Genomic DNA, 24,454 nt, shown 5'->3' on the forward strand with positions numbered 1-24,454 from the left:
ATCCTCCTAATCTATAAGATTTTTAGCGTATGAATAGTCAAATACAGGACCATCCATACAAATATAAGTATCATCCATCTTGCAATGTCCACATTTACCTATACCACAACACATTTTTCTTTCATAAGAAACCCATACATTATTTTCTGCTAAATCTCTTTTTAAAAATTCTTCAACTGTGAACTTCATCATCATAGGAGGTCCTACTACTATAGCTGATGTATTATTAATATTTTCAATTTTTAAATTTGGAATATATTTTGTTACAAGCCCAATATTTCCTTGGTAATTTTCATCTGCTTTATCAACTGTAACTATAACATCTAATTTTTCACTCCACTTTTTTAAATCATCTTTAAACAATATATCTTGAGGAGATCTAAATCCAGCTATTAGCTTAAAACTTTTACATTTATCTATATTTTCATAAAAATACTCTATAATTCCTCGAACAGGTGCCAGACCACTTCCCCCTGCTACTACGACTACTTCTCTATCTTCATATAAACTAACATCAAATCCATTTCCATAAGATCCTCTTATAAAGAAATTATCACCTACATTATAATCAAATATCTCATTCGTTACTTTACCTACACTTCTTATTGTAAAATCTATATAATCTTTTCCATATCCACTTACAGATATTGGACTTTCCCCAAATTTTGGTATAGATATTTCATAAAACTTTCCTGGTAAAACATCTTTAGTGTTTGCCTCAACTCTAAATGTCCACTCTATATCTGTATGTTTAAATATGTCTGTTATTTTCGCTGCTGTTGGTATATATGGATTCATTATTTCTCCTCCTTATTAACTATTTCACTTACTTTTTCTATACATTTTGAAAATGATATATATTGAGGACAAGCATCATCACATCTACCACATCCTACACACATGTTATATCCAAAACGCTTTTTAAAATCATATACTTTGTGCATAGTTTTAAATCTCATACGCTCACCTTTAGTAGATCTAAATTCATGACCTCCCGCCATAGATGTAAATCCATCTACATGACATCCTGCCCAAACTCTTCTTCTTTCTCCAACGTTTTCATTTTCTTTGTAATAAACATCTTGCATTGTATAGCAAGAACAAGTTGGACATACAAAATTACATCGCCCACATGCTATACATCTACCATTGTATTCATTCCACATTTCATCATTTGCTAATTCTTTTAAATTTAATTTTTGTGTATCTGGTAACTCTATATTAAATAAGTTTTCTTTAACAAATTCAACTTCAAAGTTATCGTTTTCACCTTTAAAAACATTTAAATCTTCATCTTTTATTTCTAGTTGAATTTCATCATCATTAATATTTAATCCCATTGAATAGTTATCTGTTTTGTTAGATTCCATGCTTACACAAAAACAATTTCTGAAACTTTTCTTACATCCAACTAGAACAAATTTTACTTTTTCTCTAAGTTTTTTATAATAATAATCTTCATCTAATCCATTTGATAAGTATATCTGATCTAATCTTTTTATTGCATTTATATCACAGGCTCTTAAAAACATTATTACCTTTTTATCATCTATGTCACTTTCCTTAAATTCTTTTTCAGTAAAATAAAATAATATCTGAGTTATAGGAAAAATAACTTCCTTTGGTGAAAAGTCTGATTTTTTATTAAATTCCATTTCCTCAATAGAATTAACTTCTTGATACCTTACAACATCAGTATCTGAATAAGTTCCTTTATATCCAAGAGATACTGGTGCAAGTATTTTATAATCTTTGCTTAGTTTCTTTAAGCCTTCATTAAAGTTTTCTTTACTTAATTTTATTTTCATACTAGCCACCTTTTCTTATTTTTTATTAATTTAATGTTAACATTTTATCAATTTTATCTCTGTGATTAATGTCACGAATTTATGGGTATAATCTATATTTAGTTAAAAAATATACAAACCAATTTCATACTTTTCGTGTAAATATACTTAAGCATAAAAATAAGAGCATATCTCTGTTTAGAGATAGCTCTTTTGTTTATTATAAATTTATGTATAGTCTAATAATTATTTAGTTTTATAAAGCATTTCTACATGAGGAATATTATCTTCAAGATAAACTTCTGATACTTCTTCAAATCCAAGGCTTTTATAGAAATCTACTAGATATGCTTGAGCAGAAATTCTAATTTCATTCTCATTTAATTCTTTTTCAATAAACTCAATACCTTTTAACATTAATTTTCTAGCAATACCTCTACCTCTCTCATCTTTTGAAACTACTACTCTACCTATTGATATTTCATCATATGATATTCCTTTTTCTACAATTCTTAAATATGCTAGTATTTCATCATTTTCTTCTAAGTATAAATGATAGCAGTTTTCATCACTTCCATCACAATCATTAAATGGGCATTCTTGTTCTACTACGAAAACCTCGCTTCTTAAGTTTAAAATTTTATATAATTCTTTGTTCTTTAGTTCCTCAAATGATTTAATTTTCCAGTTCATGATGTGTCCCCTCTCTTTTTAATATATTAAACTTATCTAATTTCCTTTAAAGTAATTAGACAATTCCATTTCCTTTACATATATTTTTTTACCCTCTAATTTTACTAATCCTTCATCTTGAAGATTTTTCATTGCTCGTGATAATGTTTCTCTTTTGCATCCTAACATATCAGCAATATAAGTTATACTTATATTAACATTTATAAGAGTCCAGCTTCCACTTTTAATTCCAAATTCTTTACTAATTCTATATAATTTAGCAGCTAATTTTTTATCTATTTTTATAGATATAGAATTCTTAAGCTGTCTATATAATCTTCTTGTCCTTCTTTCCATATAGTTAAAGATATTTTTTGATAATCCAAAATCATTTTCAACTATGCCTATAAACTCTTCAATATTATATTCTAATACTAATGATTTTTCAAAGGCTTCACAACTAACTGTAGATGTTTTAACTTCATCTAATATTATCTCATTTATCATTTCACCCTGCTTTAGTATAAATATTACTTTTCGTTCTCCACCTTCACTCATTTTAAAAGTTGACACTTTTCCTTCTAGTAAAAAATATATTTTTTCTATTTTTTCTTTTTCATAAAATAATATATCTTTCTTATTTATTACCTTTATTTTTCCTCTTTTTATAAGTTCTTTTCTAGTACTCTCTTTTATATTTTTAAATATGTGAACCTTATCTATATCATAATCTAAAATTTTTTTCATTAACTCACCTTAATTTAAATTTCATTAATATTTTGATTTTTAGTAATTATATCATAAAATATATAAATGTTTAAAAATAAAATATACTTCTTAATAAAAAAGTCACTTCGCTCCTGTCGCCAACGACTTCGTCCGTTGCTCAAAAATGTCATTTTTTACTTTTACAAAGGTGTTGATATTACTATACTTCATAACTTATCTACAATTTTTGATTTATCATAATTCCTTTAAGAGTAAAAAAATATAGGAAATATCATTATAAAAATAATATTTCCTATATTTTTTTATATTTAATTTTTATTTATATGATTATAAATTATTATCTAATTTAAATCCACAGCAACTACAATACTTAGACTCTAAATCCACTTCACTATCACAGTTATTGCAAATTATATATTTAACTTGTATCTCTTCTATCTCTATTTTTTTTCCACATTCACCACAGAACTTAGCATTTTGATTTAAAACACTTCCACATTCGCATGTAGTATCATTTTTTAATGATTCTATTTCTTTTATTTTCATAGATATATCATATATATTTTTGTCTATATCTATAATTTGATTTTTATAATCATCAAAATCATTATCTATAATAGTGTTATTTCTAAGTTTTGTGTATAATAATTCACCCATTTCTAAAAGTAAATTAGTCTTTTTTAATTGATAATCATCCATTTCGTCACTCAAGGTAGACTTTTCTTTTACTATTTCAATTTTTTCTCTACCCTTATCTATGCCATCTTGAACTCTAGCAAATCTTTTATCAAATTTCTCTCTTAAGTTACTCATAAATCCTCCGTATTTTATCTTTTACATAATTTTATAATATATTTTCATCTATGTTGTTGTCATCAAATACATATAATTTATGACCTATTGATGTTAGTGCAAAACTATATATAAAGGAACTTATAACGGCCCCTAATACTGGCATGCCAAGTACTATAGATCCTTGATAATTATTCATTTCAAATACTGATAGATTTCCACCTATTATCACGGAACTAAATAACGCTAGAATTCCCATTAATATAGCATAATATACACTAAACATTAAAACTACATTTACTTTACTATCTTTATATTTACGCTTTAAACTACATCCATTTAACAATATTATTAATGATCCTAATGCCATCATTACTGCGAATATAAGTTTTGTATCTAAGAATAAATCAGATATCACTAAACTAAATGCAGATATTGATGTATTAGATATTGTCACAGGAATAAAGTTGGCAAATCCCCACATATAAGCACTTAATTGAGATAATATTAACCCTATACTTATCTGATCAACGTAGCTATACATTCCAAATTCATATAAATAGCTTCTATCGTTTATAGTTATTCCAGTTAATACTACAAATGTTATAATGTATCCTGTAGCTATTATAACTAATGCTTTTTTTAATAAAGTTAAATGCATATTCTCACTATTATATTTTTTCTTAAAGTTTAATATATAAGTTGTTAAAAATGCTATTATAAATCCATTTAAAAATACACTTATTGGTCTATAACTAGCTTCAACCGCCATACCGTATTGAATCATGTCATTAAAGCTTATTCTCATTCTACTTAAAATACTTAAAATGAACACAATAATTCCATATACCACTCCAACACCCAATGAGTTTAAAAACACATCTTTTGAACTTTTATTTTTATTTTTCATAAATAAAATATTAGATAAAAGTAACGAGATTATTGGCCCTAAAAGGAATAATAGCAATCCTAAATGTGCAGTTATAGCACCTGAACCTAACATATTACTTGAACTTACATCTAAATATCCTAAATTTAATCCCATTATAATATGGATTGGATTTATAAAGTTTCCTAAATCATCAAACCCTATGCTTACAATTGCTTTAAATATAATAGACATTATAAATAGTATAGCTATAGATGATATCGATGTTTTTATGATACTACTTAAATTGAATTGTTCTAAAATTGATTTAATATTTTTATTTTTTCCTTCTCTAATATTAATTTTTTCAATATTATTAAGGCTATTTCCACAAATTCTACAGTAGTTGTCCTTTTCTTCATTTTCATTTTCACATTTACTACATGTATTATATACATTTTTCTTTAACCTAAAATTTTTATTTATGGATTTTTTTATTATGGATCCAGTTTTACTATTGTAATTTTCATATTTTGAATTTTCTTCCATCGTCTCCTCCATTTTATTTAATTTTATAAATCATGATTAACAAGACTTATATAAGTTGCAATATTATAAAACTCTAGCATATGCTAGAGTTTGTAGTCTATTATTCCCTTTTCTAAATTATATAACTTAGTAAATCCTTCAATTGAAAGTAAGTTACATGCAGTTATACTTCTATGTCCACTTCTACAATATACTACTACAGGTTTATTTTTATAATTTTCAATCTCATCTATATTATATAATAAATCGTGCAGTTGAATATTTATTGAATTTTGTATGTTTTTTTCTTCATATTCATCTTTACTTCTAACATCTAGTAATAATATATCTTTTTCTTTTACTAATTTATTTAATTTTTCATTATTTATATTTATATAATTCATTAAAATCACCTCGTATGCTTTTTATATTTTATACCCTTACAAGCATACTTAAAATCAAATTTTATGTGTCTTTAATGTACTTCCTTTGATTTTTTGATAATTTTAAAATGTCTTATTATAAAAGATATTTCCATTGTTACTGCAGCACAACTTATTAATCTTGTAGCCATATCAGTTGTTGAAACTGCGTAATTGAAGAAATAAAAAATCAATGCTATATCTATTAATATCATTATGGTGTCTATTAGTTTTGTCATATTCCCTCCTAAGTGTCTTTATATTTTTTAATTATAGCATAAATCATTTGATATTAAACTTATTTTTATTAAAATTTGGTATTGTCTTTTTAAAAAAAATTACTAATAAAAATTTTCTTTTTATATTATATTTTATAACCATTATAGCTATTTATACTATTTATAGATTTCTATTAAATAAAATTTTTTCTATTTTAAATTTTATTTAATTTATGTCTTTTTATCAATATGCTACTTTGTTTCTTCCTGATTCTTTTGCTTTATATAAATTTTTATCTGCTATTTCAATTATATTATTTGTACTATCTATTTTAAATGCTATACCTAAACTTATAGTTACATTTATACCTTGATTCCATGTTAAATCTTGGACTTTAATTCTAACTTTTTCAGCTAAACTTATAACATCTTTTTTTTCTTTATTTTTAATAATTATCACAAACTCTTCACCTCCATATCTATAAAAGCTACAATCTGAGTCTAAGTTTTTTTTAATTTCATTGCATACGCCTATAATAACTTCATCTCCTGTTTTATGACCATGCATATCATTTATACTCTTAAAATGATCAATATCTAGGATTATACAGGAAAATTTTTTGTTACTATATATTAATTTTTTATATACTTTATTAAACTGCCTTCTATTATAAATATTGGTTAATCCATCTCTTTGGGATAATTTTTTTATATTTTTTATCCTTTTGTATAATAAATAGTAAATAATACTAAATGCTATACTAACTATAAATACTATTTTATATGCTTTTACTTTAAATTCATATTCATCTAGTAATTTTTTCTTATCAGTAGTTGATTGTATAATATATTTAGAGTAATCTTCATATCTTAATCCTTCCATATATTCTTTTAAATCTATCAACTGTAATGTATATTTATAAAAATTTTCACTATCATCTATTGCTTTATATATATCTATAAGCTCTTCAATAATAATAACTTCCTTATAATAATTTCCTTCTTTTTTACTGTATTCTAATGCTTTTAAGTATTCCTTTATAGAACTATCATAGTATCCTATAGACTTATAGTATTGTGCCTTTGCAATTGAAAATTCTAATTCTTTATCAATGAAATACCAGCTTTTATCCTCTTTTAGAAGTTTTTCAGTTTCTTCAATTAGCTTTGCAGCTTCTTTTTTCTTATCAATATTTATATAGCACCTTATTTTTATTACATTTGCCAATATTTTAAAATCTCTATAATCCTCTTCATTGTAATATCCCTTATATTTTTGAATTTCATTTACAGATTTAAGTGCATCTTCATATTTGTTTACACAGACATAAATTTCAGCTAAATTTAAATATGCATAAGGCTTAAACTTGCCTCTTTCAACTTTATCATCTATTTTTACATCTAAAGCCTTTTGTATAGCAACTATAGCTGTTTCATTTCCCTTTAGTTGCTTAAATATTGTTGCTAGATCTACTATAGCTTTTGCATATTCTTTTTGTTTTCCCATGTCATTAGCTAAAAGTATATAGTTTAAATTAATTTCTGAAGAATTGGAATATTGATTGTTCATAAAGTAAAGTAATCCTAATCTATCTAAAGCATAAAGTCTAAAGTCATTTGAAATTTTATTACTTTTTATTAATTTATTTAATATATCTATCGCTACTTTTCGAGATGATTGAGTTGTATTTAATAGTTTTATTATTTTTTTTATTATGTCTATATTTTCATCGTAGTATTTAGGATTTATATTATAAAATGCATTCTTCGTAAATTTATTAAGATTCTCATAATCTTTCTCTTGCTGGGATATTTCAGCTAAAAAAACATATGTATATACTTCCATTAAATAACTAGAGTTTATATTTTTACTTTCTAGTACTTCATTAAATTTTATCTTAGCCTCTTTAAGTTTATTTTCTTTTTTTAAAATAGCGCCTTCTATAAAAGATATTTCTGATTGCTTATTTTGTTTTTTTAATTGTTTTATCAAATTATCAGTTTCTTCTTTGCTTATTTTCTCACTTAAAAAATTTTCACCTATATCTTTTATCTGGCTATGATTCAATCTATCATTTACAACTACAAACAATATACAAAAAGGTACAATTATAGTAGTAATCAATATATACTTTTTTATATCATGTATCTTACTCACAAGTATCCTCCTTTAATCCATTATCTTTATTCCTAAGTTTAACTTTATTAATTAAATATTACTTATTTAAATGCTAAAAATGACTAGATAAAATAACGTTATTTTATCTAGTCATTTTCAATTTTAATATTATTTGATTATCTAGTCTACATTTTTATTGTTTTTTCGTCAAATTTATACATTTTTTATAAATTATTTTCACTTGTTTTTGTAAAGGTTAATTGAATATTTATTATTATGAGCATGTTAATTTATGTCCATACTAAAAAAAATATATATTACTGTAAATGTAATTTATCATTAAATAAAATAAAAGTAGCTTAATAAGCTACTTTTATTATTTAAAGAAACATAATCCTATAATTACAATTCCAGAAATTAAAAATACTATATCTAGGATTTTATACTTATTAGGAAATTTCCTGTTTAAGATACAACTCCCTATAAAAATCAAACCTAAAATCCCTTTTATAAAATATCCACTGTCTCCTATAAACAATGATGATACCGTTGCAACTGCTATTATCACCAGCATAAAATATTCTATATAAAGAACCCAGTCTGTTTTTTTATTGACTCCCATAATGTATTACCTCTCTACTTCATTATTATATTTATAATTAATATGTTATCATAAAACATATCATTTAGTAATAATAATAAGTTTTTAAACTTTATTTATAATTAAGGAATTCTTAAATAGTATATTAAATACCTAATATAACTCTTTTAAAGATTAAATATAGTTAAAATACCACATATTAAAATTAAAAATATGCAGATTATAAATAATGGATAGAATCCTCTCCAATCTTTCAGTGTTGTTTTATATAATACTTTTGTACAATCACTTTCTATTCTTTTTATCTTTTTATTATTAGCATAGAAAATATATACACCTGCAATACCTATAATTAAATTAATATATGTTGGTTTAGTATGTTGCAGAGCATCTTTTGAGAAAGTGCTCCATATAGCCATAGATCCAATTAATATATTTGAAAGTCCTATTATTAGCACTAATTTTGATTGCGACTTTAGCCTATCTGCATATCTACCTTGTTCTATATGTTTTATGTGTTTCATATTATTTTTATCTTTAGATCTAAAATAATAAAAATCTTTACTTTTATCAACGTATTCTAATCCATAATCTTCATAAATAGATAGGTACTCTTGTTCATCTAGACTATTATTTTCCATCATATCTATCATATATGAGTAATCCTGTGAATCTGATTTTTCAAAAGTATAGTGGCATGCAAATCTTACATTAACTAGATGGTATCCTTTTTTAGACATTTCCTCTAACCACTTACATTCTTTTTCTTCTTCACCTATAACAAACATCTTAAATACTTTTTTATATTTACTCATTATTACACCTCTAATCCTTCTAATATTTTTTTGCCATTTTCAACAGATAAATTTAATCTATTATACTCCAGTAATAAAATTTCATTTCCTAATTCTGTTAATTGATAACTTTTCCTTCTTTCTTCTTTTGATTCTACCTGCTTTATCAAACCATCTTTTACAAGTTTACTTGTTGCTCCATATAAAGTACCTGGACCTAATGTAACTGTTCCATTAGTTAATGTCTCTACATCTTGCATTAGCTTATATCCATGAATTGGTTTAACCATACACAGCAAAATGTAATAAGTTGCTTCAGTCATTGGTAAGTACTTTTTAACAATATCCTCTTTCATTATTAAGTCACTCCTCCTTTTTATATATTTTTATTTTAATTAGATATTTATATCTATATCATATGACGATATATCGTGTCGCGATATATCGTATATCAATATAGTATTTTATAATTAAGAATTTTTCTACTTTATTTTTTTATTTTTATATAAAATTTTTTTGATATGTATTTTAAGCAACGGATGAGTCATTAGCGCTATGAGTAAAGCGAATTTTTTATATTTATTTGTATATTTATTATATTTTTGTACATACTCTAAGTATCATCCTTAAAGTAGTACTAATTATCATTTATTTTTAAATTTTCATATTTCTCCAATAAAAAAGCAGGATATACTCCTGCTTTTTTTATTTATAATTTTTATATAATTTAATTAAATTGATATTATATATAATATCAATTTAAAGTCCTAGTAAAATTTAACTAAAATTCATATAATCAATTTATTTCATATCTTTGCATTAAAATTGTTGAATTTTCCAATAATTTCAAATAAAATTATAAATATACAATTTTTTTTGGGGGTGGGGACTTATTAATACTTCAGTATTTATAGATATTTTAGAGAATAGCCCTTTAGCATATTTCTCTTTGAGGGTCATAAAAAATGAAGATGATAAATATACTGATGCACAATTATTAGATGGTAATAAATCATTCAATTTGCTATTAGAAGGCAAATTAGATAAAATAAAAGGTAAATTTCTAAGTCAAATAATGATTTCTGAAGACTTTCATAGAATTGACTTCAAACATTTTTTCCAATTTAACGGCAAAAATAAAAACACTTCTATTTTATACTCAACAAATTTAGATAAACACCTAAATTGTGAGATATATCCAGCAGGAAAAGATATTTACATAGTAGAGCTAACCGAGGTAAATTATAATAATATAAAATTTTCAACAATTTTTAAAAACTCTCCTTTTATTGTCTGGATAAAAGACAGGGATGGAAGATATATTGATGTAAATGAAAAATTCACTAAAAAGTGTAATAAGCCTTATCATGAAATTATAGGAAGTTCTGATTATGACCTATGGATTCAAGATTATTTTAATGTATATAAAAAGCAAGATTATGAAGTTATGAAGTCAAGAAAGATTTGCCACTATCAAGGTCTTATAACAAGTGTATCAGACCATGATTATGAAAAATCTAGAATTTATGATATAACTAAATGGCCTTATGTAGACACCCAAGGAAATGTACTTGGAACTGTTGGAATTGCAATTGAAATTATAGATAAAGTAGAACTTAGAGAAAATTTGAAGCAAAACGAAGCTAATTTTACAGAGATTACCAAGTACTCGGAAGAAGTGTTTATTATTTCTGACAAAAATAAATGTTTATATATTAGTCCTGCATTTGAGAAAGTTTTTGAGCAAAGCCCAGATAAATTATATCAAGATATCTCCTACTGGCCTGAATATTTCCATTCTGATGATATTTCTACTTCAGAAACTAATGTGAGCCTTGATAATACTGTTGAATTTATAAAAAGAGTAAAAACTAAAAATAACCTGAATAAATGGGTTTGGGGTAAAAGTTTTCCAATAAGAGATGAGAGAGGTAATACTATAAAAAACATATTCATAATTAGTGATATAACTAAAAAGAAAGATCAAGAAGAAGAATTAGAAAACTTAAAAATAGATTTTTTTGCAAATATTAGTCACGAATTAAGAACTCCATTAAATGTTATATTTAGTGCCTTACAATTTTTAAAATTAAAATCTAATGTCTTTATAGATAATGAACTAGATTTTATTAATAAATACTTGAACATTATAGAGCAAAACGGATATCGTTTATTGAAATTAGTTAATAATTTAATTGATACCACTAAAATTGATGCTGGGTATCTTGAATATACCCCTCAAAACTTTGATATTATAAATTTTGTAGAAGATATCTGTATGTCTGTATCCGACTTTATAAGCCAACATAACATGACTTTAGTATTTGATACTGATATAGAAGAAAAGGTTATCGGATTTGATTTAGATATGATGGAAAGAATTATATTAAATCTACTATCTAACGCTATAAAGTTTAATTCTCCATCTGGTAAAATAGAAGTTTCTATAAGTTGTGATGAATACGTTAATATAACTATTAAAGATAATGGTATCGGTATTGATACAGATAAATTAGATAGTGTTTTTGGAAGATTTGAACAAATAAATAACAAAAAGGTTCACAACAAAGAAGGTAGCGGTATTGGTCTATCCCTGGTAAAATCTTTAGTCAATATACATAATGGTAAAATTACTGCTTCTAGTGAAATAAATAATGGTACTACGTTTACTGTTAGTATACCTGTTAATATAGTAGAGAACCAAGTTCAATTAAATAACACAGTTAGTGATGATAATAAAGTTAACAGAATGAACGTTGAATTTTCAGATATATATTTTTAATAAATAAGAATGCATAAACTATTAAAAATTTAGTTTTTTGCATTCTTATTTTATTTTATTTCGTAAATAATTAAATAAAATCTATATGCTTTAAATTAAAAAGTTTTTTTAATTTTATCAATTTTAGGTTTTTATTAATTAAAAAGTCTAAGTTACGCTATAGGTTGAATTTCTATATAATTTGACATAAAATGATTATATAGTTAAATTTACATAGGGGGGTATTATGAAGAATTTAATTTTTAAAGAAGTAGTGGAAGATAGCCCTTTAGCTTATTTCTTACTCAAGTGTATAAAAAATAATAATAATGAATATATAGATGCGATTTTAATTGATGGAAATAGATCTTTCAGCCATTTAATTAATAGTAAATTAAATGATATAAAAAACTGCTATTTAAGTGATTTAATGGATCAAAAATCTTTCAAAGAGATTGATTTTAACAAATCTTTTAAATTTGCTATAAAAAATAAAAAATCCATTTCTATTTCTTACTGCTCTAATTTAGATAAATATTTAAATTCAGAAATTTATTATAGTGGTGATGATGATATATTCCTTATCCGATGTAGTGAGGTTCTTAACAATCAGATTAATTTTGCAAAAATATTACAAAACTCACCTTTTTCATTCTGGATAAAAGATAAAGATGGCAAGTACTTGGAAGTAAATAAAAAATTTGAAGAAAGGTGTAAAAAACCTTATAGTGAAATAATTGGACATTCTGATTGTGATATCTGGCCTATCAAATATGCTAAAAAATACAAAATACAAGATAATAATGTCATGAAAGATAAAAAAATCTACCACTTCCAGGAAACTATACTAGGGTTGCATGAATTAAACAAAAAATCTTCTTCCGTTTATGATATAACAAAATGGCCTTGTTTTGATGTGAATAATAATGTAATAGGCACTATAGGCATGGCTATTGAAATGATACATGATATTAAATTAAGAGAAAGCTTGCTAAAAAACGAAGAAAATTTTACTGATATTGCAAGATATTCTGAAGATGTATTTATTTTAGCAGATAATGAAAAAGCTCTATATGTAAGTCCATCATTTTATAAAATTTTTGGTCAAGAGCCTAAAAAGCTTTATAAGGATGCAAATGACTGGTTTGATTATTATCATCCTGATGATATTACCGAAGAAGACTTATCAATTGATTTTGAGGATACATTTGAATTTGTAAAAAGAGTTAAACCAATTAATTCAAAAGATGATAAATGGGTTTGGGTTAAAAGTTCACCTATAAAAGATGAGCGTGGAAATATGATAAAAAGAATTGTTATTATATGTGATGTTACTAAAAAAAGAAAAATGAATTTGGAATTAGAGAGCTTGAGAATGGACTTTTTTGCAAATATTAGCCATGAATTGAGAACACCTCTAAATGTTATATTTAGCGCATTACAGCTTTTAAAGTTAAAATCTTCTTCTTTAGCTGGTGAAGAACTCGAATATGTTTGCAGATATCTAGGTATTATAGAACAAAATGGATATAGGCTCTTAAAGTTAGTAAACAATTTAATAGACTGTACTAAGATTGATGCAGGATATTTAGAATACAAACCTCAAAATTTTGATATTATAAATTTTGTTGAAAATATTTGTATGTCAGTTTGCGAGTTTGTTAATCAAAATGATATGAACTTGATATTTGATACAGATACTGAGGAAAAAATTGTAGCTTTTGATTTAGATATGATGGAACGGATTATTTTAAATTTACTTTCTAATGCTATAAAATTCAACTCCAAAAATGGAAAAATTGAAGTTAATATAACTTGTGATGAATGCGTTAATATAAGTATTAAAGATAGTGGGATTGGTATTGCTGAAGATAAAATCGGAAGTATTTTTGGTAGATTTGAACAACTAAGTAGTAAAAAACTTCATAATAAAGAAGGTAGCGGTATTGGACTTTCCTTAGTTAAATCTTTAGTTGATATACATGGTGGTAAAATTACTGCTTCTAGTAAAATTAATGAGGGAACTACTTTTACAGTTAGTATTCCATCTGTTTTAGTAGAAAAAAAATCAAATACTCGTACTTATAACGCTCTTAACGATTGTAGTAAAGTAAATAGAATGAATGTTGAGTTTTCAGATATATATTTTTAATATATCTGAAAACCATTTTTTCTATTTTTTACTTGCCTTTATTTCTAAAATACCGAATGCATCTTTAACTTCCACACTTACTCCACTTTCTTTGTCTTTATATGTATACTCTGCTTTTCCATCATAGAATTCTTGACTATACTTACTATATTTTTTTTCATCCTTGCTATTTTTAACTCCATTTATTTCAAAATCTATATATTCATCATATTCTTTTAAAACCTTTTCTACTGATTTAATAGATTCTTTAGGTGCAATTGCATTTATATATTTTAGTGCAATTTTAGATTCGTCTTTAAACTTTTTATATTCATCTTTATGCAATCCACTTATCAATGTCAATTCTTTTATTTCTTTACTTTCCTTATCTATTTCCAAAGATATATTAGTCTTTTTTGCATCTGTATTCCCATTTCCATCACATGTATCATATATGTATTTATCATCATGTTCATGTGCTTTGTCATTTATCTCTAAATTTGTTTTTTTCTTATAATCATCTAGTGATGTAATTTTCCCGATGGTACATCCTGTTGTAGTTATACCTATACATAGTATTGCTATAACTGATACGTTTTTTTTATTTAATTTTAATAAAAATTTCATACTACCCCTCCAATGAACTTCATGTTTATTAGTTTATTTATATATTTAAATACGCTCTTAATTTTTTATAATTGCTATTAGCTTTTAACATATATATATTATCATATATTTTTCTCTTTGATTGGTTTCTATTAGAAATTTAATTAATTTTAAAATAAATTATGCTAGCCATTATATAAATATAACGACTAGCATAATCAACAATCTATTAAATTTTATTTAACATCTATAACCTCATGAGCCATTTTTACTAAATCATCTTTAGTTAATTTAGAGTTTGTTGCTAGAAAAGAATAATATATACCATCTTGCTCCCAGCTTAAAAATTGGACAGTATCTACCTCTACTTTAGCTGATCCAATACTAAATACATATTTCCCTGAAGCTTCATCTTTCTTATCTTGTTCTGTCATTTTATAATCTGGTGGAACACATTTATTTGCATATGATAAATAAGATAGTTCTAAGCCATTATATGTATCAACAACTTTCATGTCTTCTGAATTTTCACCTATCATTTTACCTTCCATACTTAGAGTAATATCTTCTTTTCCATTTTTATATACAAAATCTAAGTTCTTTGATTTTGATAGAGTATTACCTTTTTCGTCAAGCCCTTCATTGTTAACAATATGTCCTGATTTAAATTCATATCCATTTTCAAATTTCTCAATTGTTTTAGGAGCAAATCCAAACTCATTATTCATAACTTCTTGAGTAGGCATTTTAGTGTATGTTGGTATATTACTTGAACTTGATAATATTGAAAACACTTTTCCAGCTGCTAATGTTGTTGTACCCAAAACCATAACTGTAGCTATAGTAACTACTATTTTTTTTCTAAATGATACTTTACTAGTTTTTATTTTATTTTCCATTTCACCATTCTCCTCTTTATCTGGTAAGTTATTTAATGTCATACTTACCCTATTTTTAAATCTTTGTGGTGTATCTGGAAAGGCATTTTTAAAGTTAAAATTGTTCATAATGTACCTCCATACAGTCTAATTTAGTTTTTAATAGCTTTCGTCCTTTAGCCAACCTACTTTTTACTGTTCCTGATGGAATTTTTAAAATCTTTTTAATTTCTTCAATTGAATACCCTTCTACATAATAAAGAACAATTGTCACACGAATCCTAGGAGGAAGTTTTTGAATAGCTATATATAAATCACTATAATCAGTTTTTTCCTCTTCTTTTATAAATTCAAAACACTCTTCATAAGATACTTTTATAATATTTTTGCGTTGTAATTTATAACACTCATTTATTAATATTCTTACTAACCATGTTTTGAAATATTTTTCTTCTTTCAATGTAGAAAGTTTATCATAAGCTTTTAAAATCGCACTTTGAACTGCATCTTCACAGTCTTGATCATTTACCAATATAGACTTAGATACATTGTATAAAGTACGTTCAGCTTCAAGAACTTTTTCTATAAACGTATTTTTATTCAATTACTTTCCTACCTTTCCTTGCAAATTATAGCGCTATTTCTTTGCTTTACACTAATTAGATACTTATCCTAATAAAAAGGTTCATTTTATTTTTAAAAATTATATTATTAATATAATTTTTTACAAACTACACATTAGCAATCATAGCATAAAAAAACAGGTTTATTGTTATAATAAACCTGTTTTTTAATCAATTCTATTTTTTATGCCACATTATCCTCTATTGACTTATTTCTTTCTTTTTCTATAAATCTATTAGCATACATTAAAAGTACTCCTGTAACGGGTACAGATAAAAGTATACCTATAAATCCTGTATATTTTCCAGCAAGGGTAACAGCTAATATTGTAAATATTGGTGGTACACCAACCTGCTTTCCTACAAAATAAGGTTCAAGTATTGCACTTTCTAATTGCTGAACAATTATCATAACAACTAAAACTATTAACGCCTTTTCAAATGAGAAGAATAAGTTAATAATAACTGCAACTATAGTTCCTATTATAGGTCCAAAGAATGGAATCATATTTGTTATAGCCGCTATTATTCCTAGGAATAGTGCATATTTAGATCCCACTAAGTATAATATTATTGTGCATATTACACCATAAATAGTTGAATCTATAGCTTTTGCAACTATATATACACCTATATTATTATCTAGTACATTAACAAATTCCTTAATTTTGTTATAGTTATTTTTAAGCAATTTCTTAGATATTATATTTACTATATCTATAGCTTTTTCTTTAGATAATAATAAATATATTGATATAACTATACCTAAGAATATATTTACTGTATATGAAACTACAACACTCATTAAATTTATTACAACTTCACTAATTATTGTTGCTGTTGATGTTGATAATGGTACTAATACATTTTTAATAAACTCATTTATCTGCGTTTTTGCTTCTGGATTATCTATACTGAACTTTAATCCAGATGATATATCATTTATTAAACTTTCAATTTGCTGTATTCCTTGAGGAATTGATGAATATAAATCATTTATATTTGACTGTATAACTGGAACTATAAACAGCCATGCAAAAACTATAATACATGCTACAACTCCATATATTAAAGCTACAGACAATCCTCTCTTTAGCTTAAATCTACTTTCTAATTCTTTCATAGGTTGATTAAGGATATATGCTATTATAAACCCTATAAAAAATGGTGTTAATACACTACTTAGTGTAGATATATTATTACCTATAAACCCTACAATTTGAGAAAAATGCTTAAGTATTAATATGCCTATAAATGTAAGTACTATAGGTATTATATATCTTATGGATTTTAGCATCTCATTTTTTATTTTTTCCATATCTTACTCCTTTGTTATTTTTATTATTTTTTATACATTTGCTATGAATTTACTTTTTATATTTACCTTTATATCTTCAATTTTTCTATTATTAACTTTATTTATAATAAAAGTAATGTCTTCTAAATTAAATTCTACACCTTCATCTGGAATCTTACCCAACCTAGTAAGTAAATAACCATTTAAAGTATCATACTCTCCTGGTTCTATGTCAGTATTAAATCTATGATTAAATTCATTTACTGTTAAGGAACCCTTTATAATAAAATTATTTTCGTCAATTTGACTTATAATTGATTTTTCTTCATCATATTCGTCTTCTATATCACCCATAATTTCTTCTATCAAGTCTTCCATTGTTACCATACCACAAACTCCACCGTATTCATCAAATAATATTGCTACATGGACTTTTTTTGCTTTTAGTATTTTAAACAATTCATTAGTTCGTCTTGTCTCCAAAATAAAATATGGCTCATGTAAAATCTTTTCTAAATCTATATTATTAAATCCAACTCTTTTTGCTTCAAGTAATATATCTTTAACATATAAAATCCCAACAATGTTATCTACACGTTCTTTGTATGCCGGTATTCTTGAATAATTTGAATTTAATATAGCTTCTATAATATCATCTTTATCATCATCTAAATTTATTGCAAACATATCACTTCTTGGCGTCATGATCTCTCTAACAGTTTTATCATTAAATTCAAATACACCATAAATCATTTGTATTTCATCATTTTCAATACATCCATCTTTTTGAGATTGAGATATTAAGGCTCTAATTTCTTCTTCTGATACTTTTTCCTCAATATCTTCATCATTGTTTTTAGTTATTTTAAGTACAAATGAAGTAGATATTGATAAAAATTTTATGAATGGCTTAGCTATTTTCGATACAACATAAATTGGCTTTACCGAAAATAATGCTATTTTCTCAGCTTTTTTCAAAGCAATCCTTTTTGGAACTAACTCACCAAATACAAGTGTAAAATATGAAAGTACTAAAGTTACTATTATCATAGATATTTCATTTGAGTACATTATATTTAAAGGCTTAAGCATTTGTGATAAATATTCAGATATTCCTGTTGCAGCTGATGCACTTGAGAAAAATCCGGCTAACGTAATACCTATTTGAATTGTTGATAAAAAATTACTCGGTTCCTCCATTAACATTTCAAGTAGTCTAGCTTTTTTGTTACCTTCTTCACTTAGTTTTTTAATTTTTGGCTTATTAACAGAAACTATAGCCATTTCTGCTGATGCAAAAAATGCATTAATAGCAGTAAGTATCGCTATTAATATAATTTGGGACATTAAGGTCCCGGGGTCTGAATCTAAATTATTCATTTTTTCCTCCTAGATTTTATCTTCTTTTTATATATATAAAAAAGACCTTCAGATATATACGCATAATTTGAGTATATTTCTGAAGGTCTTGCTAACAAGTTTTATATCTTGCTAATCAACCGGGATAAAATCCGTCATGACGATTGATTATCACATATGTGAAAGCTACTCCCCTTCAAGGGATTTATTTTTATAAAAAAGATTATAATATATATTTTATATTTTAGCAACATTTACATATTATTTTAATACATCTAAGTATGCTCAACATAAAGCATACCAGCAGCTCAGGGATTTAACTAATTTTTTGAGCAACTGACGAAGTAATTGGCGACAGGAGCAAAGCGACTTTTTTATTATTTTTAATTCATTAAGTCAAAGTAATCAAATAATGTATATTTATCTTCTATAAAACTATCAATTCTATCTTTAGCTAACGATATATACCAGCTCTTATCTAACATTTTAGGAACTTCTTTATCTAAAATATTTGTATTGTCTATAAATACTCTATCTGGTGTATTACTTATTTTCTCCACTTTTTGGTCTGCTTTTATCTTCATTATAGCATTATCGCTAGAATTTAAACTTGCAAAAACCCTAAGAACTTTTAAATTTATTTTTTGTTTTCCATAAACTGCATGACTATATTTTCCTGTTATTTTTACACATTTTTGAAAATCTATAAGCTTATTAGCATTATTTATAGTTGTTTCTACATCTATATTATTTATAAGATTTTCTTTTATTGCTTTGTTTACAATTGGTAAATCATTATCTATCATACTAATTTTTTTTACATATGCACCTTTACTTTTTACACTGCCATTTTCTTTTATATATACATAATTATTAACATCTTTTTGAATAATTTTTTTTATAAAATCATGTTCTAATTCCATTTTTGTTCTAATTGACCACTGTTTACAAATTTCTAAATATATATCTACATCTTCTTTAGAATTAAATTTAAACATAACACCATCAGTGTTTCCTTGTATAAACTGTGCTCTATCCCCAAATTCAAGTTCTACTTTTTCTATTAAATCAAGCAATAGTAATTGCCCATTTACACATATAGATATACCTTGCTTGGGATCATAAAGTTCATTATTTACATCCATACAAGCTCCATAAGCACTATTTAAAACAAGCTTTAAAGATTTCTCAATAGGGTTATTTTCTTTTTTAAATTTAAATCTTGTATCTCTTATTTCTTTATACTTAGATGGGTCTTTTACATTTCTACTCATTAAATTATATTCAATCATTATAGATGGGTAAAAAGAGCTTACATCAGAGTTTACTATAAAATCTTCTCCCATATATTTTTTTCTAGCAGAATGTAATCCTCCCCATCCAAAGTCCGTTTCTATATTATATACATTAGTCCTTAGATAGTTTTTAAAATCTCTATTATTATAGTTTTCATACCATTGTTTTATATGATTATATTTACTAAGATTTATAGATTCTACTATTTTAAAATCTTTAACATCATCTCGTTCATAGTTAGGCTTTTTAGCTCCTAATATATATGCGCTTAGCTGAGCCTCTGTTTTATTAAACATACTTTCGTCTAGATTAAAATATTTTATAAGCCCTAATTGAGCTTCATATTTATAATAAACTTGTTCAAATACCTTATAAGTCATTCTAACATCATGAATACAATAAGAAGATAGCTCTTTTATTTCTTCATTTGTTGGATATCTATCTAATTCAAAGGATACGCTACTTTCCCTTATATCTTCTCCCATAAATAACTCTAATTCTTTTAAACTTCTATATGTATCGCTTATTTCAAATATATATAACGGAATTTGATGTAGCCTTCTATCTATTTTCCATCCAGAAATTTTTTGTTCTATTAATTTTTGTGACACTATACAAGGATCTATATCTGCAATTATGGCTTTTAGTATCCATTGATCATAGCCTCTAATATTGTACCCAATCCACACAGACTCTTTATTTTTATTATATACCCTTAACAATTCTTCTCTATTATTTATTATAATATGTTCTTTTTGAGTTTTATAATCTTTCATAGCGCACATCCAAAAACCTGCTTTAGATAAAACCTCAAAGTCTATTATTATACGTCTTCTTTCTTTTTCCATAGCTTTTCCTCTATTCATATTTATTTATACTATTTATTATTCTATAATATAAATGCCATATTCTAAATTTAGAATATGGCATTTATTGTTTATGTTTAAATATTAAATTATAATTGTTCTATAACCCCATATCCATCATGTCTTTTATATAAGATGCTTACTCCATTTGTATCTAAATCTTTAAATACAAAGAAATTATGTCCTAATAAATCCATTTGAATTATTGCATCTTCTTGAGTCATAGGTTTATCTATTTTTAATTTTTTTCTTCTCTTTATTTTATTATCATCTTCATCTATATCACAAGCTGCATATTCTTCTATATTTTCAAATTTAATACTTTCATTTTTATGCTTTCTTTTTAATGCTTGTGTTTTATACTTTCTTATTTGACTATGTAACTTATCATATACTAAGTCTATTGCTGAATATAAATCTTCTTTAGATTCCTCAGCTCTGATTATATAACCTTCTTTTAAGTATATAGTTACTTCTATCTTTTGAGACTTTTTCTTTACATCTAGCTTTACATTAACATCTATGTCATCCTTAACATATTTTTCTAGTTTACCAATTTGGCTTTCAACTTTATTTCTAATTGTATCTGTTATCTCTATATTTTTTGAAACTATTGTTATGTTCATAATAACTACCTCCAAATAAGAAATATTTCTTTTGCTAATGTATTTATGTGTTTCTTTGTACCTTTATTGTAGCTGTAAATAATTGTAAATATAAGCCTTTTTTTTCATGGAATTTTCTGATAATATAGTAATTAAGGGGTAAATTTCACTATATTATTTTAAACCCACTTTTTATAGCATCGCTAGGACAAGATTTCTTACATTTACCACATCTTATACAATCTGAACTTTTAGGATTTTCATAAATTTTTATATCCATATGACAAGATTTACTACATATTTTACAGCCTGTACATTTATTTTTATCTATACTATATTGATAAAAACTAAATTTATTAAACAAAGAATAAAATGCTCCAAGTGGACAAATATATCTACAAAATGGTCTATATATAAATATAGATGTTATTATTAATGCTATTAACAATAATAGTTTCCAATTAAATAAAAATCCTATAGTTTGCCTTAAAGATTCATTTAAAAGTACTAATGGTATTCCCCCTTCTAGTGTGCCTGCTGGGCATATAAACTCGCAGAAATATGGTTTTGCTATACCAAATTGATTTGTTAAAAACATTGGCATGAGTATTACAAAAGTTATTAAAATAATATACTTTAAATACTTAAGTTTACCATCGATTTTTGGGTTTACCTTTATTTTCTTACTTTTTATTTTATAAAGTAAGTCTTGGAAAAAACCAAATGGACAAAGCCATCCACATATGAATCTTCCAAAAACAACTCCAAATAAAGACATAATACCTATTACATAAAACGAAAATTTGTGTCTAATACCTCCTATAACAGCTTGTAAGGCCCCTATAGGACATGATCCAACTGCTCCAGGACATGAATAACAATTCAGTCCCGGAACACATATTTTCTTAGATTCTCCCTTATATATATTTCTATCTAAAAAACCTCTTAAGTTAGCATTGGTAAGTATAGTTGCAAATGTTTGAGATATAGTTCTTTTATCCAATACCTATACACTCCAAGCATATATTTATAGCTTTATTAAAAACTACCTTAACTTCATTTCTATAAACTCCACCAACTATAAATCCAATACTTAACACCAATACACCATATTTTACAAATCGTTCTTTCATTTTATTTATCCACACTTTGTAATACTTCTTTTATATTTTTCATATACGCATCTTTATTTTGAGCTCCTATTAAAGCATCTGCAATTATATTTCCATCTTTATCTACAAATATAGTTGTTGGTGCCGCTTTAACATTATCTAGTATCCATTTTGATAATTTCTCATCAGGAATTATATTATCAAATTTAGCACCTTGCTTTTTAGTTATGTCTTTAGCTAATAATTCATTGTCTTCATCAGGAGTATCTGCAACTACGCCTATTACATTTACATTTTCTTTTTTAGCTTCCTCATGTAGCTTTTGTAACTCTGGCATTTCATCTATACAAGGCCCACAACTAGTAGACCATATATTTATCATAGTAATCTTATGATCTTTAAATATAGAACTATTTATATCTTTTCCTGCTAATGTTTTAGTATTGAAATTTATTACTCCCTTCATGCTTTGCTTTTCAGCTTTCTCTTCTTTTTTTACAACTGGATTTTTAACTGGATCAAATATTGTTATATTATTTTTTAAATTTTTAATACTATTTGCAGCTTCTTTTAACTCTACCTTTGCAGCTTCTGATAAGTCATTTTCATCATATTTATAACTATACAATAAGTAGTATTCATAACCATTTAATGCTCCTACTTTCTCTTTGTGGTTAAACATAGAATACTGACTATCTTTAAAAGCTTTTTCACTTTCTCCTGCCTTAATCTTTGCTATACAGCCTAAGTTTCTAGATTTTTTAATAAACAAGTCTGTTATTTGATCTGCATCTTCTTTCTTTGCATTCTTACTTTTTTCCATAATCATTTTATTATCTTCTGTACTCATAAATGAAAATGATACATTTTCATTTTCTATTACTAGCATTTGTATATTTTCTTTTTTATTAAAATCTTTAGATGGATTTATCTTTATTCCTAGATCCTCAAGTACAACTTCATTTTCTTGTTTCTCTGTTTGTGTTTTATTTTTGCCATTATTATTTGTATCTTTATTTTCTGCACCTTTGCTACACGCACTTAAACTTAATGCTGCTATTAAAAAACCTGTTATTAAAACTCTTTTTCTCATAATTATTTCCTCCTAATATTTAACTATTTTTCTTTTGTTTTTACTAATATTTCATTTAAATTAAATTTTTATATGTTAGATGAATATTTAAAATTATAATTTTACTTTGTTATTATAAATTTATTTTATATCTTAAAGTTTAACGTATTCTAAACTTAACCTTAAATAAACCTTAATTTACCACTTAATATCTTATATATTTATCAGCCTATTAAAGCTATAAAAAATTCACTTCGCTCATAACGCTAACGATTTCGTCCGTTGCGTAAAAAAAGAGATTACCTCTGGAATTAGAAG

The 24,454-nt window shown here is 25.1% G+C and carries 24 protein-coding genes; 2 read left to right on the top strand and 22 right to left on the bottom strand.

The window, feature by feature from the left end; translation table 11 throughout:
* Positions 1-6: 6 nt before the first annotated feature.
* The 12 genes from asrB to BLP75_RS02210 all read right to left on the bottom strand — a co-directional run bounded on the left by asrB (position 7) and on the right by BLP75_RS02210 (position 9,886).
* Positions 7-798 (bottom strand): anaerobic sulfite reductase subunit AsrB, encoded by a 792-nt coding sequence (gene asrB / locus BLP75_RS02155; RefSeq protein WP_092722411.1) that lies wholly within the window; start codon positions 796-798, stop codon positions 7-9.
* Entirely contained in the window at positions 798-1,808 is a 1,011-nt protein-coding gene (gene asrA, locus BLP75_RS02160; RefSeq protein ID WP_092722413.1) for an anaerobic sulfite reductase subunit AsrA, read from the bottom strand. The genes asrB and asrA overlap by 1 nt, the downstream gene beginning before the upstream one ends.
* 225 nt (positions 1,809-2,033) lie before the next feature.
* Positions 2,034-2,480 (bottom strand): GNAT family N-acetyltransferase, encoded by a 447-nt coding sequence (locus BLP75_RS02165; RefSeq protein ID WP_092722415.1) that lies wholly within the window; start codon positions 2,478-2,480, stop codon positions 2,034-2,036.
* Positions 2,481-2,516: 36 nt separating this feature from the next.
* On the bottom strand, positions 2,517-3,206 hold the full coding sequence (locus BLP75_RS02170) for a Crp/Fnr family transcriptional regulator (protein WP_092722417.1): 690 nt from the start codon (positions 3,204-3,206) through the stop codon (positions 2,517-2,519).
* A 309-nt stretch (positions 3,207-3,515) separates the two neighbouring features.
* A complete protein-coding gene (locus BLP75_RS02175; RefSeq protein WP_092722419.1) occupies positions 3,516-4,001 on the bottom strand; it encodes a zinc ribbon domain-containing protein in 486 nt (161 codons plus the stop codon).
* A 31-nt stretch (positions 4,002-4,032) separates the two neighbouring features.
* Entirely contained in the window at positions 4,033-5,397 is a 1,365-nt protein-coding gene (locus BLP75_RS02180; RefSeq protein ID WP_092722421.1) for a zinc ribbon domain-containing protein, read from the bottom strand.
* 83 nt (positions 5,398-5,480) lie between these two features.
* Positions 5,481-5,780 (bottom strand): rhodanese-like domain-containing protein, encoded by a 300-nt coding sequence (locus tag BLP75_RS02185; RefSeq protein WP_092722423.1) that lies wholly within the window; start codon positions 5,778-5,780, stop codon positions 5,481-5,483.
* A gap of 71 nt (positions 5,781-5,851) precedes the next feature.
* Positions 5,852-6,037, bottom strand: coding sequence for a hypothetical protein (locus BLP75_RS02190; protein WP_092722425.1), 186 nt, complete (start codon positions 6,035-6,037; stop codon positions 5,852-5,854).
* A gap of 223 nt (positions 6,038-6,260) precedes the next feature.
* On the bottom strand, positions 6,261-8,174 hold the full coding sequence (locus BLP75_RS02195; protein ID WP_092722427.1) for a GGDEF domain-containing protein: 1,914 nt from the start codon (positions 8,172-8,174) through the stop codon (positions 6,261-6,263).
* A 337-nt stretch (positions 8,175-8,511) separates the two neighbouring features.
* Complete coding sequence (locus tag BLP75_RS02200; RefSeq protein WP_092722428.1) at positions 8,512-8,757, bottom strand: hypothetical protein; 246 nt, start codon at positions 8,755-8,757, stop codon at positions 8,512-8,514.
* A gap of 146 nt (positions 8,758-8,903) precedes the next feature.
* On the bottom strand, positions 8,904-9,551 hold the full coding sequence (locus BLP75_RS02205; protein WP_092722430.1) for a DUF2812 domain-containing protein: 648 nt from the start codon (positions 9,549-9,551) through the stop codon (positions 8,904-8,906).
* 2 nt (positions 9,552-9,553) lie between these two features.
* Positions 9,554-9,886 carry a PadR family transcriptional regulator gene (locus tag BLP75_RS02210; RefSeq protein ID WP_092722432.1) on the bottom strand — a complete coding sequence of 111 codons (333 nt, stop codon included), beginning with the start codon at positions 9,884-9,886 and terminating at the stop codon, positions 9,554-9,556.
* A 593-nt stretch (positions 9,887-10,479) separates the two neighbouring features.
* Here BLP75_RS02210 and BLP75_RS02215 point away from each other — a divergent pair.
* Entirely contained in the window at positions 10,480-12,312 is a 1,833-nt protein-coding gene (locus BLP75_RS02215) for a sensor histidine kinase (protein WP_092722434.1), read from the top strand.
* A gap of 226 nt (positions 12,313-12,538) precedes the next feature.
* Positions 12,539-14,443 carry a sensor histidine kinase gene (locus BLP75_RS02220; RefSeq protein WP_092722436.1) on the top strand — a complete coding sequence of 635 codons (1,905 nt, stop codon included), beginning with the start codon at positions 12,539-12,541 and terminating at the stop codon, positions 14,441-14,443.
* Between the two features lie 21 nt (positions 14,444-14,464).
* Here BLP75_RS02220 and BLP75_RS02225 read toward each other — a convergent pair whose 3' ends face one another.
* From BLP75_RS02225 to BLP75_RS02270, 10 genes are all read right to left on the bottom strand, one after another.
* Positions 14,465-15,049 carry a hypothetical protein gene (locus BLP75_RS02225; protein ID WP_092722438.1) on the bottom strand — a complete coding sequence of 195 codons (585 nt, stop codon included), beginning with the start codon at positions 15,047-15,049 and terminating at the stop codon, positions 14,465-14,467.
* A 215-nt stretch (positions 15,050-15,264) separates the two neighbouring features.
* Positions 15,265-16,035 carry a hypothetical protein gene (locus BLP75_RS02230; RefSeq protein WP_092722440.1) on the bottom strand — a complete coding sequence of 257 codons (771 nt, stop codon included), beginning with the start codon at positions 16,033-16,035 and terminating at the stop codon, positions 15,265-15,267.
* Complete coding sequence (locus BLP75_RS02235) at positions 16,022-16,510, bottom strand: RNA polymerase sigma factor (protein ID WP_092722442.1); 489 nt, start codon at positions 16,508-16,510, stop codon at positions 16,022-16,024. The genes BLP75_RS02230 and BLP75_RS02235 overlap by 14 nt, the downstream gene beginning before the upstream one ends.
* A gap of 203 nt (positions 16,511-16,713) precedes the next feature.
* On the bottom strand, positions 16,714-17,847 hold the full coding sequence (locus tag BLP75_RS02240; protein ID WP_092722444.1) for an AI-2E family transporter: 1,134 nt from the start codon (positions 17,845-17,847) through the stop codon (positions 16,714-16,716).
* 30 nt (positions 17,848-17,877) lie between these two features.
* Complete coding sequence (locus BLP75_RS02245; RefSeq protein WP_092722446.1) at positions 17,878-19,206, bottom strand: hemolysin family protein; 1,329 nt, start codon at positions 19,204-19,206, stop codon at positions 17,878-17,880.
* Between the two features lie 362 nt (positions 19,207-19,568).
* Positions 19,569-21,329 carry a hypothetical protein gene (locus BLP75_RS02250; protein ID WP_242872363.1) on the bottom strand — a complete coding sequence of 587 codons (1,761 nt, stop codon included), beginning with the start codon at positions 21,327-21,329 and terminating at the stop codon, positions 19,569-19,571.
* Between the two features lie 107 nt (positions 21,330-21,436).
* Complete coding sequence (gene hpf / locus BLP75_RS02255) at positions 21,437-21,973, bottom strand: ribosome hibernation-promoting factor, HPF/YfiA family (protein WP_092722448.1); 537 nt, start codon at positions 21,971-21,973, stop codon at positions 21,437-21,439.
* Positions 21,974-22,121: 148 nt separating this feature from the next.
* Positions 22,122-22,955: a 4Fe-4S binding protein gene (locus BLP75_RS02260; protein WP_092722450.1), complete on the bottom strand. Its 834-nt coding sequence runs from the start codon at positions 22,953-22,955 to the stop codon at positions 22,122-22,124.
* The gene (locus BLP75_RS18060; protein ID WP_092722452.1) at positions 22,948-23,085 is read right to left on the bottom strand and encodes a CD1871A family CXXC motif-containing protein; all 138 of its coding nucleotides are present in this window, start codon (positions 23,083-23,085) and stop codon (positions 22,948-22,950) included. Before BLP75_RS18060 ends, BLP75_RS02260 begins: the two co-directional genes overlap by 8 nt.
* A gap of 1 nt (position 23,086) precedes the next feature.
* Entirely contained in the window at positions 23,087-24,157 is a 1,071-nt protein-coding gene (locus BLP75_RS02270; protein WP_092722454.1) for a TlpA disulfide reductase family protein, read from the bottom strand.
* Positions 24,158-24,454: the final 297 nt, after the last annotated feature.

The sequence above is a fragment of the Romboutsia lituseburensis DSM 797 genome (assembly GCF_900103615.1).
Taxonomy (GTDB): Bacteria; Bacillota; Clostridia; order Peptostreptococcales; family Peptostreptococcaceae; genus Romboutsia_F; species Romboutsia_F lituseburensis.